Source organism: Chlamydophila parapsittaci (assembly GCF_006385615.1).
Lineage (GTDB): Bacteria > Chlamydiota > Chlamydiia > Chlamydiales > Chlamydiaceae > Chlamydia > Chlamydia psittaci.
This window is the reverse complement of the sequence record NZ_CP041038.1, coordinates 666,230-678,539: the sequence shown is the minus strand read 5'-3', so window position 1 is coordinate 678,539 and position 12,310 is coordinate 666,230. Positions and strand designations below refer to the sequence as shown.

Genomic DNA, 12,310 nt, shown 5'->3' with positions numbered 1-12,310 from the left:
TTCAGTTAAAGACTTAATGGAAGCGGGGGCTCATTTTGGGCACCAAACCCGAAGATGGAATCCAAAGATGAAACTTTACATCTTTGAAGAAAAAAATGGTCTTTACATTATCAATTTAGCAAAAACTCTTTATCAATTACGCAAAGCTCTCCCAAAAGTTTGTAAGGTTATTAAAGAAAATAAACCTATTCTCTTCGTAGGAACGAAAAAACAAGCCAAGTGTGTCATTAAAGAAGCTGCTATTGAAGCTGGCGAATACTTTGTTGCTGAGCGTTGGTTAGGCGGCATGTTGACTAACATGACGACTATTAGAAACTCCATCAAAACGTTAGATAAGATCGAAAAAGACCTGACTCAAAATAGTTCTTACCTTACGAAAAAGGAAATCGCCCTACTCGCTAAACGTCATCAAAAATTATTGAAGAACCTTGAAGGTGTTCGCTACCTGAAGAAAGCTCCTGGTCTTGTTATCGTTGTTGATCCTAGTTATGAAAAGATTGCTGTTGCAGAAGCTAAAAAGCTCGGCATCCCCGTATTGGCTTTAGTAGATACCAACTGTGACCCAACTCCTATCGACTATGTGATTCCTTGCAATGACGATTCTTTAAAAAGCATTCGCTTAATTATTAGCACAATTAAAGATAGCATCATTGATACTAAGAAAAAACTTGGCATTGAGATTGTCTCTCCAATTAAAACTCTAGACATACAAGATAGCGAAGATACGGACGTCTATGCAACCGATGAGGACAATCGTCAAGAAGATCTATTAGCAAAAAAATATGACAGTAATGAGGCTAACTAATGAGCAACTTTTCTATGGAAACCCTCAAACTCTTAAGACAGCAGACCGGTGTGGGGTTAACCAAGTGTAAAGAAGCTTTAGCCGAGTGCAATGGAAATCTTGAAGAAGCTGTAGTTTACTTACGTAAATTAGGTCTTGCCTCAGCTAGTAAAAAAGAACACAGGGAAACGAAAGAAGGCGTTATCGTAGCAAAAAGCGATTCTCGCGGCACTGCTGTCGTTGAAGTTAACGTGGAAACAGACTTCGTAGCTAATAATGCCGTCTTTCGAACTTTCGTTGATGGCCTTGTTGAAGACGTCTTAAACCATAAAGTAGATAATGTTGATACATTGCTACAACTCACCTCATCGCAAGATGCTTCTCTTACAGTAGATGAGTTACGTGCTGTAACCATGCAAACCGTCGGAGAAAATATCCGCATCAACAGAATTAAGTATTTGCCAAAAACAACTAATGAAAGTGTGGGCATTTACTCTCATGGTAATGGGAAAATCGTTTCTGTCACTGTTCTTTCTGGAATTTCTGATGAAGAAAGCCTCGCGAAAGATATTTCGATGCACATCGTAGCAGCTCAACCTCTGTTCTTAAATAAAGAAAGTGTCCCCGAAGATGCTCTAGCAAGAGAAAAAGAAGTTATTTCTTCTCAAATACAAGGAAAACCCCAAGCAGTTATTGATAAAATCATCAGTGGCAAGTTGGGCACATTCTTCCAAGATGTTTGTCTACTAGAACAGGCTTTCATTAAAAACCCTGATATCTCTATTCAAGGTTTGATTAATGAGGCCAGCAAAACTACTAGCCACTCCGTCGAAGTGAAGGAATTCATTATATGGAAAATAGGAGCCTAATAAGCGAGAGGAAATATGTCTAAGCGAATAACACGAGTCTTATTTAAGATATCCGGAGAATCTCTCTCTACAGATAGCGGGAATCGAATTGATGAAGTTCGTTTATCCAGATTGGTAGCGGAATTGCGTGCTGTACGCAATTGTGATATTGAAACAGCTCTTGTTATAGGCGGAGGCAATATCCTTAGAGGCCTTGCTCAACAAAAAGAATTACAAATTAATCGCGTGTCTGCTGACCAAATGGGGATGCTAGCCACTTTAATTAATGGTATGGCTGTGGCAGACGCTTTAAAAGCTGACGACATCCCTTGTTTATTAACTTCTACACTGTCTTGTCCTCAACTAGCAGACTTATACACCCCTCAAAAGTCTGAAGAAGCTTTAAACCAAGGGAAAATTGTAATTTGCACAACGGGAGCAGGGTCTCCTTACTTAACAACTGATACAGGAGCAGCTTTGCGTGCTTGTGAGTTAAAAGTGGACATTCTGCTCAAAGCTACTATGCATGTGGATGGCGTGTATAACAAAGATCCTCGATCATTCAGCGATGCTGTAAAATATGATCGGATTAGCTTTAAAGATTTCCTATCTCAAGGATTAGGCGTTATGGACGCTTCTGCTGTATCTTTATGCATGGACTCTAATATTCCTATTCGTGTCTTTAGCTTTGTTAAACACTCTCTAGAGCAAGCGATCTTTGATGAGAATATTGGAACATTAATTGGTGAGGAAGCTACACATGTCCATTCTAGCTGATACTGAAAAGAAAATGGCCGCTGCTTTAGAATTTTTCACTAAAGAAGTCCGTTCATTTAGAACAGGGAAAGCTAATCCTGCTTTAGTAGAAACAGTTACTGTAGATGTATATGGCACTACGATGAGGTTATCTGATTTAGCCTCTATTTCTGTAGCTGATACACGCCAGTTAGTAATTTCCCCCTACGATGCCAATAACGTCTCTGCTATATCTAAAGGTATTATTGCTGCAAATTTAAATTTGCAACCTGATGTAGAAGGATCCATAGTACGTATTAAAATTCCTGAGCCTACAGCAGAATACCGAAACGAAGTTATTAAGCAGTTGCGTCGTAAATCTGAAGAAGCAAAAGTCGCTATTCGCAATATCCGTAGGGAATCTAACGATAAGTTAAAAAAAGATTCTGATTTAACAGAAGACGCTGTTAAGGGAATGGAGAAAAAAATCCAGGAATTAACAGATAAGTTTTGTAAGCAGATCGACGAAATGACCAAGCAAAAAGAAGCTGATCTTTCATCGATTTGATAAGCTTTACTTTTTGTGAGTAATCTTTATCTACTTCTCTTTCTTTGGTTTTTCATGCAAAACTAGGAGAGGAAAAGATTGCTCTAAAGGAGTAGAACTAGTAATATTGTAGTTGTCTTGGCCCCATCGTCTAGCCTGGCCCAGGACATCGGATTTTCATTCCGGTAACAGGGGTTCGAATCCCCTTGGGGTCAAAATGTAAAATAGCCAAGTAAACTTCGGGCCTTTAGCTCAGCGGTTAGAGCACCTCACTTTTAATGAGGGGGTCGAAGGTTCAAATCCTTCAAGGCCCAATTGATTATTCTTGGTTCTTTTATATTTCTTAAAAAAACCTTTTTCTCCTTTGTCTCTTTTTTGTTATTGGTATCGGGTATTAGTATTTGGCTTTAATGGTTGATCTTCATGGCAACTTCTAAACCCCACCTATGTTACCATTGTCAAAAGCCGGCAACAATTTGTTATACTGAAGTAGATAAGGATAAGATTTTACGCTCTTATGTATGTGATTCTTGTCCGTGTCCTGGTCATTACTACAGCCGTGACAACATTGTGTTAGGTGCTTCTGGGGCTGCTGTAACTTTAGAATGTGGCAATTGTAAAACCGTATGGAAGCCGACTGCTGATGAAAATCAGCTATTTGGTTGTCACTTATGTTACACAAACTTTAAAACACAACTTATAGCCAAACTCATACATACTAAAGCTATTTGTTCATCGGCGACTGCGGACAATAGTCGAGGTGGTTTGCATATTGGTCGTTCCCCTGGAGAAGCGGCGAGTATGAACCCCCTCCTGAAATTAATAGCGTTAAACGAGGCTCTTCAGGATACGCTAGCTCGTGAAGATTATGAGCAAGCTGCTGTAATACGAGATCAGATTAATCATTTAAAAAATCAGAATTCGCATGATTCTTCCCAATGACTTACTTCTTAATTTTGCTAGTCAGAAAGACGCCCCTCCTGTAAATAAAACCTGGCCTATAACGACGTTCTCACTATCTAGGAATCTTTCCATAGCGAAGTTTCTGCCCTGCTTATCTAGGGAGAAAAAACAAGAAATTTTAGAAGTTATAGCTTCACATTTTAACCATATTAAAGGTTTTGATGAGTTTCTAGTTTTACCTCTTAAAGATGCACCTTCCTGGCAAAAAGAGTTTCTCATTGAGCATTTTTTATTTCCCCATGATCTTACAGGCAACCCTGAAGGCGAAGCCCTTATTGTAAACCGCTCTGGAAATATTCTAGCGGCTATAAATTTCCGCGATCACTTGATTCTCCATGCTATAGATTTTACATCAGAACCCGAAAAAGCCTTAGATCAGCTTGTGCGGTTAGATAGTTATCTGAATGAAAAGTTAGCATTTGCTTTTTCCCCTGATTTTGGTTTTCTAACGACAAATCCTCGAGAATGCGGTACAGGATTAAAAAGTCAGAGTTTCCTACATGCTCCAGCATTGGTTTATTCTCGAGAATTGTCTGAGATTATTGACGAGGATACAGAGGTTGCTTGCTCTGGAATTTTACCAGGAACTCCAGAATATATTGGGAATATTGTAGTTTTATCGAATAAATGTTCTTTGGGGCTTACTGAAGAACAAATCTTATCCTCGCTCAGAATATGGTCTTCGAAAGTTGCTGTTGCCGAAGCTTCCGCAAAAAAGAAGCATGCTGAGCAAAATCCTGGAGAATTAAAAAATCATATTTTACGTGCCCTAGGATTGCTTACACACTCCTATCATTTAGATCTTCAAGAAACGTTAGATGCGTTGAGTTGGATCCAATTAGGGATTAGCTTAGGATGGATTCAAGGCTCCGACAACAGTTCCATTTGGAATCCTGTGTTCTGGCAGGCGCGTCGTGGGCACTTAGCGCTTACAAAACAACCTGAAGATAATAAGAATTTACAAAAAGAAGTTATCTCACAGTTACGTGCAGATGTGTTAAAGAAACTTGCCGAAGGCTTATCTGCTAATGGCTTTTAATACCCTCCTATAACCGCAATATGCAGCAAGGAGGGCAGCAAAACTTTTTCCCCCTAAAGCCTAAATTAAAAGCCCCGACTTTGCCTTTTAAAATTAATATAAAAAAGCTTTGAGGAGGTTCTTCCTTCAAACCCTCGCCTCTTAGGACATGTCAGCCTGCCCTCCCCCTATGTACGTGTTTTTGAAATGAATAGAGAAAATAAGGATTCCTCAGCGCACTTCATAAATAAAAGCTTTCTTTAAAGGAAAAGGTTAAGAAATAGCCGTAAAATAAAGAGGGTGTGAATTTGATTCACATTATGAAATAGACCCGATCTTTATAAGTTCTTACTTCTTATGCTTTTCCTTTAAGGAACAAAACAAAAGGTAAGCATTTGTTTTATTTTTGTAAATATTTTTTACCATGTTTGCCCAAAGCCGGGATCGAACCGACGACCTACGCGTTACGAATGCGTTGCTCTACCAACTGAGCTATTTAGGCAAAAAAAATAAGAAAAATCAGTATAGAATTGGGGAACAAAAAAGCCAAGAAAACAACAATCATACGGCCGACGATGCTTTCTTGGCTTTCCCCCTGAAATGCAACAGAGTGAGAAGCTATTCCATGGCGCAGAATATCATCTTACCTTTTCTATATAACATTTATTGGGCTTCTATTTCTAGCATTTTAAAATCACTTTCTGCTTGTAGTGCTGGGGGGTGTTGACATTCAGGAGCATGTCGTGGCGCCACCTGCATCGAGCCTTCATCAGCTTCCCAATTGTATCTATAACCTTCTTTGTTGGTTAATTTTGTTCCCTCTTCAAAACTACTAATAACCTTAGGTTTAATGAACATCATTATGTTGCGTTTTTGCCTTTGATCTATTGTTCTGCTGAATAAACCTCGGATCAAAGGTATGGAGTTTAAAAGAGGTACTCCAGTAACAATTTTCGTAGTTTTATCTCTGATGTGACCACTCATGACTAAGAAACAACCATCAGGGACTTGCAAGCGTGTGGCAGCGTATGTTTTATCTGTTACCGGTGTAAGCGTTCCTTGAGCAGAGTGTAACTCGGAAATCGTTTGTTCTATTTGTAAGGTAACAACGTTATTTGGTGCTACTGTTGAAGCAACAACAAGATTCACACCGATATCTTCATATTCGATATTTTGTGTAACTGTTCCTGTTTCTTGAATAATGGTACTGGTTGTTTGGAACGGTATAGTCTGTCCAACAAAGAATGATGCTTGTTGCGTATCCTGAGCCATAATTCTTGGGTTGAGAACTATAACAGTATCGCCATCTTGATCTAAGGCACTGAGGAGTCCCCCTAGGGTTAGAAAAGATTTTCCCTTATGGCTGAGTACGTTTCCTATGATCCCCAAACCAAATGCGGAAGATGCATACATCATATCGCTAATACCTGCTAGCTGACCAGGCGTAGGTAAAGGGATATCTCCTGGAGAAGGTTTTGCAGGAGGTACTGTAGATTTTGTAGGATTAGCAAGACCAGTATTGCTTAACAATCCTGAAGCATAAGCAACTTTCCCTTGTTCATCACCGAGAGCCACCCATTGAACTCCGAAATCCCAAGACTTTTCTAAACTTGTCTCCAAGATCAAAACTTCAATGTATACTTGCTTTGGAGGTAGATCCAAGCCATTGAGTAAGCTGACTACTTTATCTACGTTTGCTTGATTTCCAATCACAACGATGGAATTATTCACATCCAACCATTGAATACTATTCAATGTGTTGATGAAATCTTCATCCATAGCTGTTGTGACATAGAGATTATAACCGATGTCTTGAATTGCTTGAGCAATAGCTGCGCCATTTTGATACTTCAGCTTATACATGAAAAAGCGCAAGCTTTTCGGATTCGCAGCTCCTGATGATCCGAGGGCTGCTGCAGGACTAGTGACATCATCTAATGTATGAGCCATTTCTGGAACATCTAATGATTTGAGTAGTTGTATTGCCTTGTTTGTTAAACGAGGGGAGGAAACTACAAAAATCTTATTTGTTCCTGGCTGTATGAAAATCTGAAAAGCTTCATCCTCTGCCATAGCGCCAAGAACATCTTGGCAATAGCTCACTAATGAAGCAGGGTTTGCATAGTGGACTTCATACTCAGACATATCTACGGATGTACCGGGACTATCTAGAGCTGCTAGTAATTCTCCTACTTTCTCTACATTGCCAGCAATATCAGAAACGATTACATGACGTGTTGCTTCTGAAGCGCTTACTATAGCATCATGGGAGAGCAAAGGCTGAATAATATTTACAGCTGATGTAGGATGTACACTATATAAACGGAATACACGAGTAACTACAACAGCTTCACAATTATCTTTTGCAGAGCCATCAGTAACTACCGTAGACAACTTGGAAAGACGTGGGTTGCGATAAATCAGGACGTTATTTCCTTGTTCTACAACTTTCAAGTCATGCATTTTTAAGACTTGTAAAAGGATTGTAGAGAGATCGTCTACAGATGTAGGATCATGAGAAACAATCGTTACATTGAAATTTAAATCATTACTATCGAAAACAAAGTTGGTTCCAGAGATCTTACTAACAAACTGTAATAACTCAAGAACAGAGATGTCTTCGAAATTTACAGTATAACCATTGTCTTTCAGGTCTTCACAAGTAATTTGTTTCCCTTTTAATAGCGTGGGCTCTTCTTCTTTTGTTGAATCGGGCTGTATGGCTATTTTATCAATAGAGGGTTGTTTATCTGGTGATTTCGTTTTTAACGAGTGCGGAGATCCAGAGTTATGGTCTACTTTAAAGCCTTCTTCTTGGGCACTCTTTTTGTCACTTTCTTCTACCAGTTTTTTAACACTGAAGTTTATTGCATTTACAGCGCGTTTAGCGTAAGCGCGCTTATCTTCCCAAATACGTTCTTCTTCGCTTTTCGCTTCAATAGCTTCAGTTTTTTCTTCTTGTTTAGGAAGGAACCTCGGGGTCTTTTTTGCACCAGTTTGTGTATAGCGATTATCTTGAAGGCGTTTTTTTACTTCAGGCTTAGCAAATGGTGAACCTTCAGAAAATCCTGGAGAAAATGTCTGCGTAGATTTTTTAAAATGCCGTGGTTGATTGGTTGGGAAATTTTTAACTACGGCTTGCTTATCAGATTTTTTTGCTGATGTTTTATTTACTATATTTTTAGGACAGGCAGCAACTAAGCTTTTCTCGTCAGTTTGGGAGTTTTTAACTCGAGATCTTGGCTCGTCATTTGGAGGTTTTTGAGAATTCACACCAAGCAAAACCAGGTCAAAGAAAAATAGAATAGAAAGTACTCCCATTTTTCCTTTTTTCTTATTTATGACCTGTAAGATCTTTCTTCCAATGTTCGACGTCACTATTTTCACCGGATTCTTTTTAAGCTGATAAGTGTTGAGGGACAAAGATTTCCGTCATGATTTTCTAATATCCCGAACTGTACGCTCTCTATTGGGCAGAATATAGCTGTTTGTCCTCTATCTTTCAACTCTGTGAATAAAGGACTATTTAAAGATGACATGGAATCGTCTGCCTGTAAGGTATGTAATACTGCTCCATCACCTATTTCCCATGCAACCTTGGTTTCCTGAATTTGTAAAGAACTAATTTTCCCTAAACCTAAGGATGAAGTAGTAAAATTCTGAGGAACCTTTCCTTGTTTTTTTAACCAGAAACTAGTTTTCCCACAAGTAATCCAAGAAAGTTCCTTTTTTTCTTTGGGAATAGTAACGCAAACTAAAGAAATTTCCGTTGTATCAATAGGAACATTGATCCGCATTAGCTCACTATGCATTTTTCGCATCGTACTTCTAATGTTATCTTCATGGCCCCACTGACTTACGAAGGTTTTTATAATAGTTAATACTAAAGTTGCATTTCCTGAAAGACTATAACAAAACCACAACCGGAAAGTATCCTGACTCATATAAGCTTCGTAGTATACATGAGGATGTGTTGGGTATCCTTGCTCATATATAGAAACGGATAAGAAGTCGGGGACAACAATTTCTGTAGGAGATAACCAAAATCTCTGCTGATACAGCTGCTCATTAACCTGTGCTGTATAATCTTTATTACGATAATCTTTCTGAAGGTCTTGGCTGTACCGATATCGATGTAAATGACTCATGAATTCTTTCATAGATCCGTAACGATCTTTAGGAGAAGGTTGCAAGGCCTTCGCTAAAATCTTACTCACTCTATCCGGAATCAATGATAAAATGACCTTACCTAGAGCTAGGTTTCCCGAGATCAATTCATAAGCAATTAAACCTAGAGAGTAGATTTCTGATTTTTCAGAAACTTTATCTCCTTGACGTTGTTCAGGGCTCATATATGAAGGCGTTCCTAAACAAGCAGGATGAGAAGCATGTTCTGTAGAAGAACAAACAGCAAGTCCAAAATCTATGAGTTTGATTTGCCCTTGAGAATTAATCAGGATATTTTCGGGTTTGATATCCCTATGGAGTATACCACGGCTATGCAGATATTCTATAGCCTGGCCAATATGTAACACTATATCAATAGCCTTGGATAAAGGAATTAGATGGGTGAGGATATACTGTCTAAGAGACACGCCTTGTATATATTCCATGGCTATATACAGACCTTCTCTACACTGTCCATATTGATATAACTTAACAATATGGGGATGTGAGACTTGTTCAATAATTCGTGCTTCTTTTAAAAAGTTATGAACTCTGCGCGTATCAGCAACTAAAGGCGGTTCAAGCACTTTAATAGCTGCAGATTGTAGAGTTTCAGAATGCAAACCCTGGTACACCGCGCTTCCTTCTTTCTTACTCAGGATTTTCTTGATGTGGTAAGCACCTATTGCCTGATTCAGAGGAAGTATTTCGGATTGACAATCCATAAGAGACAATTATACGTTTAGACTTCCAGAACTCGAATTCCTAAAACATCTCCTAAAGATACTATTTCTCCTCTTCCAACTTTTGCGCCATTGAGGACTAAATCCACGCCTCGAGAAGGGTGGATCCCATTGAGATTTAGAATACTGCCTTGAGAGAGATTTAAAAACTCTTCAACAGTTAATGAGTATCGAGAAGCTTCTGCTACTAGCTTATAGTTGCCTGGCAAAGGTACTGCAGGCAAAGCTTCCGGAGTTTCTTCCGTAGGTGCTTCTTGTGACAAACTTGGATAGCTAGTGATTTTAAATTCTCCAGATGTTTGATCAACAAAACGACCTCCAAAGAACTGATGTCCTTGGATAGTAAGCAAGCCTCCACTTTCTTCTGTATCAGGATCATACAAACAACTGTCTAACAAGATAAAGCTTCCATGCTCAACTTGTTGCCATTCTTCCTGAGTTAATTGGCAATAGCCAATTTCTACAGACATAGTTAAAGGTGTAGGATCTAACTGATGAATATCGAAACTTTGATTTGAAGCTGAAAGGAAATCCTTACAGCTGTCACATGTTGCTTCTGGGAAAAGTAAACGGAAACGCATAGTTTTTCCGTCTAATCCGCAGTTGACATCTACAGCCTGATACGAGCCTTGTAAGTCTTTAGTGGAAAACCGAGCATCGCCGACAACTCTAACAGATAGAGAAGGTATCCAAGCGAGCTCCTGGAGCAACTTACACAGCTCTGCCGAGAAATAGTAATGAAAACCTAAAAGCTTATCCTTCTCATAAAAATAGGAAGCCAAACTAGAATCATTAAATACAGCAACCATGAAAGACTGAAGATCAGCTTCTGAGGTAACAAAGAAAAATGTCCCTGATGTCAAGGGCTGGGCTAAGAAAGACTGTACTAGAAAGTGTGTGCCAAAATCTTGAACAGCCTGAGCAGCAGTTAGGGAACCTCGAGGTTGAATAGTCAGATTCGCATCTTCTAGACGGAATTTTTCTTTCAACCTATTTTGGCAAAGTTCTTTAGGGAACGGAGGAAGAGAAATCACCTCGTCCGTTTTCACTAAAGAACTTAGAAAATCGTGTCTAGATTTTAACCAACTAGCGCTAGGTTCCGCTGCTACTGTCATGAGAAATCACCTTTATAAACGTGCTTCTTCAACTTTATATTGGTTTTGTTCTTGATCTTGCTGCTGCTGCTGATCTTTTCCTTCTTGATCCTTCTCTTCATCTCTTTGATGTATTGTCGCAGCAATCATATGTAAAGGTGTCTGTACTTCTTCGATAGTTGGCAATTGTACAATACTTGTTCCAACTGTTAATTCTGTCAAATTCAAACGAAGATTTTTTAATGATTCTACCAAACCAGCAAGCTGAGAAGGATTATTCGAAATCAGATTTACTGCCTCTGTGAGCTGAACATCATCCATAAAATTGGAAAATTTTACAGAAAGATCCGTTCCAGACTGTACTAACGTTAAATTCGCGCCAGCAAAAACTTCAGGAACATTGCCTTCAGCATCTAAAACTAATTCTACTAACTGCTGACCGTTTACATCAGCAACTATCATAGATTCTACAGTACTAGCAATCACATCTTGGACCCACTGCAAATCTGCACTAGCAACTGCGACTGTAGTGCTTTCCACAACAACCTCACTGGACACAGAAGGAGCAATATCTACGAATGCCATTCCTGCTGTAGGGTTATCATAAGCCATGAAATTTTGTCCTTCTTCTTTCTCTTCTTCTTTAGAAGATACTCCGGAGGTTTTCTCTTCTACATGCTTATCATCAGCACCACGAGCTTCTTGACGAGAACTTTTGTTAGCAGTTTTGTCCTGACGATCATTTTTCGATTGTTGACGGCCTTCCAAAGAAAAGACTTTAACATCGCGGTTATCTTTAGGCTCTGGGCCTACTTCTTGTTGTATTGAGTGGCGATCTGTCTTGCAATTGTACAAAGACTCGGATGTTTTATTTAATTCCATGAACTAGATTCCCCCGATTCACGTTGTTTTTTTTTGCGCAGCTGATAAAGTAGCTGTCCCATTTCATCTTGCTCTTTTTCAATTTCTCGCGCTTCTTCTTTTAGAGCTTCTTTCATCCACTCTTCTTTATGTAAACGCGTCTTTTCTTCTTCTTTTCGCCGTTTGGCTAAATTAACTTCTGCTTTTTCCAGCTCTTTAGATGCTGCTAAAACGTTTTCTTTTTGCTTATTTACTTTTTCTTCTTCTTCAGCAAGCTGTACGGCAACAACTTTAATATAAGCTTTTCTTTGTAAAACTGCATCACTCGTTGTGCCTTCATCTAACAACTCTCTGAGTTGCTGAATTTTTTGCATATAGTGATTTTTTACTTTATCACGAGCAGCTTCGATTTCTCGCAATTTTTCTTGTTCTATTTCTAAAAGCCGTCGCTTTTCCTTAACGACTTTTTCTGCTCTATCAACACGATCTCTTTTAATTGCTAGAACAGGTTCTAACGGGTATTTAGGCACGGCATTTTACCCTGAATATC

The 12,310-nt window shown here is 39.0% G+C and carries 11 protein-coding genes and 3 tRNA genes; 8 read left to right on the top strand and 6 right to left on the bottom strand.

Annotated features, from left to right (window positions below):
- Positions 1 to 16 precede the first annotated feature (16 nt).
- The 8 genes from rpsB (at position 17) to FI836_RS02910 (ending at position 4,916) form a co-directional block, all read left to right on the top strand.
- Complete coding sequence (gene rpsB, locus FI836_RS02945; RefSeq protein ID WP_234885812.1) at positions 17 to 805, top strand: 30S ribosomal protein S2; 789 nt, start codon at positions 17 to 19, stop codon at positions 803 to 805.
- On the top strand, positions 805 to 1,653 hold the full coding sequence (gene tsf / locus FI836_RS02940) for a translation elongation factor Ts (protein WP_139934570.1): 849 nt from the start codon (positions 805 to 807) through the stop codon (positions 1,651 to 1,653). The genes rpsB and tsf overlap by 1 nt, the downstream gene beginning before the upstream one ends.
- A 15-nt stretch (positions 1,654 to 1,668) precedes the next feature.
- Positions 1,669 to 2,409, top strand: a complete 741-nt coding sequence (gene pyrH, locus FI836_RS02935) for a UMP kinase (RefSeq protein ID WP_033887546.1) — start codon at positions 1,669 to 1,671, stop codon at positions 2,407 to 2,409.
- Positions 2,393 to 2,935, top strand: coding sequence for a ribosome recycling factor (gene frr / locus FI836_RS02930; RefSeq protein ID WP_006342719.1), 543 nt, complete (start codon positions 2,393 to 2,395; stop codon positions 2,933 to 2,935). Before pyrH ends, frr begins: the two co-directional genes overlap by 17 nt.
- Positions 2,936 to 3,054: 119 nt before the next feature.
- Positions 3,055 to 3,129 (top strand) — tRNA-Glu (locus FI836_RS02925).
- Between the two features lie 26 nt (positions 3,130 to 3,155).
- Positions 3,156 to 3,228: transfer RNA gene (locus FI836_RS02920), tRNA-Lys, on the top strand.
- A 109-nt stretch (positions 3,229 to 3,337) separates the two neighbouring features.
- Positions 3,338 to 3,856, top strand: coding sequence for a UvrB/UvrC motif-containing protein (locus FI836_RS02915; protein WP_006342718.1), 519 nt, complete (start codon positions 3,338 to 3,340; stop codon positions 3,854 to 3,856).
- Entirely contained in the window at positions 3,840 to 4,916 is a 1,077-nt protein-coding gene (locus FI836_RS02910) for a protein arginine kinase (protein WP_006342717.1), read from the top strand. The genes FI836_RS02915 and FI836_RS02910 overlap by 17 nt, the downstream gene beginning before the upstream one ends.
- 408 nt (positions 4,917 to 5,324) lie before the next feature.
- Here FI836_RS02910 and FI836_RS02905 read toward each other — a convergent pair.
- The 6 genes from FI836_RS02905 to FI836_RS02880 all read right to left on the bottom strand — a co-directional run bounded on the left by FI836_RS02905 (position 5,325) and on the right by FI836_RS02880 (position 12,290).
- Positions 5,325 to 5,397: transfer RNA gene (locus FI836_RS02905), tRNA-Thr, on the bottom strand.
- Between the two features lie 161 nt (positions 5,398 to 5,558).
- Positions 5,559 to 8,282 carry a secretin N-terminal domain-containing protein gene (locus FI836_RS02900; protein WP_033887545.1) on the bottom strand — a complete coding sequence of 908 codons (2,724 nt, stop codon included), beginning with the start codon at positions 8,280 to 8,282 and terminating at the stop codon, positions 5,559 to 5,561.
- A complete protein-coding gene (locus FI836_RS02895) occupies positions 8,279 to 9,787 on the bottom strand; it encodes a serine/threonine protein kinase (protein ID WP_013462579.1) in 1,509 nt (502 codons plus the stop codon). Before FI836_RS02895 ends, FI836_RS02900 begins: the two co-directional genes overlap by 4 nt.
- Positions 9,788 to 9,804: 17 nt before the next feature.
- Positions 9,805 to 10,920 (bottom strand): type III secretion system cytoplasmic ring protein SctQ, encoded by a 1,116-nt coding sequence (gene sctQ, locus FI836_RS02890; RefSeq protein WP_014943619.1) that lies wholly within the window; start codon positions 10,918 to 10,920, stop codon positions 9,805 to 9,807.
- Between the two features lie 12 nt (positions 10,921 to 10,932).
- Positions 10,933 to 11,781, bottom strand: coding sequence for a DUF5421 family protein (locus tag FI836_RS02885; protein WP_006342712.1), 849 nt, complete (start codon positions 11,779 to 11,781; stop codon positions 10,933 to 10,935).
- Entirely contained in the window at positions 11,772 to 12,290 is a 519-nt protein-coding gene (locus tag FI836_RS02880; protein ID WP_006342711.1) for a hypothetical protein, read from the bottom strand. The genes FI836_RS02885 and FI836_RS02880 overlap by 10 nt, the downstream gene beginning before the upstream one ends.
- Between the last annotated feature and the right edge of the window lie 20 nt (positions 12,291 to 12,310).

What these genes read in the sequence shown, in the direction of transcription:
- rpsB (WP_234885812.1), top strand. Translation starts at nt 17, where the DNA reads ATGGAAGCGGGGGCTCATTTTGGGCACCAAACCCGAAGATGGAATCCA.
- tsf (WP_139934570.1), top strand. Translation starts at nt 805, where the DNA reads ATGAGCAACTTTTCTATGGAAACCCTCAAACTCTTAAGACAGCAGACC.
- pyrH (WP_033887546.1), top strand. Translation starts at nt 1,669, where the DNA reads ATGTCTAAGCGAATAACACGAGTCTTATTTAAGATATCCGGAGAATCT.
- frr (WP_006342719.1), top strand. Translation starts at nt 2,393, where the DNA reads ATGTCCATTCTAGCTGATACTGAAAAGAAAATGGCCGCTGCTTTAGAA.
- FI836_RS02915 (WP_006342718.1), top strand. Translation starts at nt 3,338, where the DNA reads ATGGCAACTTCTAAACCCCACCTATGTTACCATTGTCAAAAGCCGGCA.
- FI836_RS02910 (WP_006342717.1), top strand. Translation starts at nt 3,840, where the DNA reads ATGATTCTTCCCAATGACTTACTTCTTAATTTTGCTAGTCAGAAAGAC.
- FI836_RS02895 (WP_013462579.1), bottom strand. Translation starts at nt 9,787, where the DNA reads ATGGATTGTCAATCCGAAATACTTCCTCTGAATCAGGCAATAGGTGCT.
- sctQ (WP_014943619.1), bottom strand. Translation starts at nt 10,920, where the DNA reads ATGACAGTAGCAGCGGAACCTAGCGCTAGTTGGTTAAAATCTAGACAC.
- FI836_RS02885 (WP_006342712.1), bottom strand. Translation starts at nt 11,781, where the DNA reads ATGGAATTAAATAAAACATCCGAGTCTTTGTACAATTGCAAGACAGAT.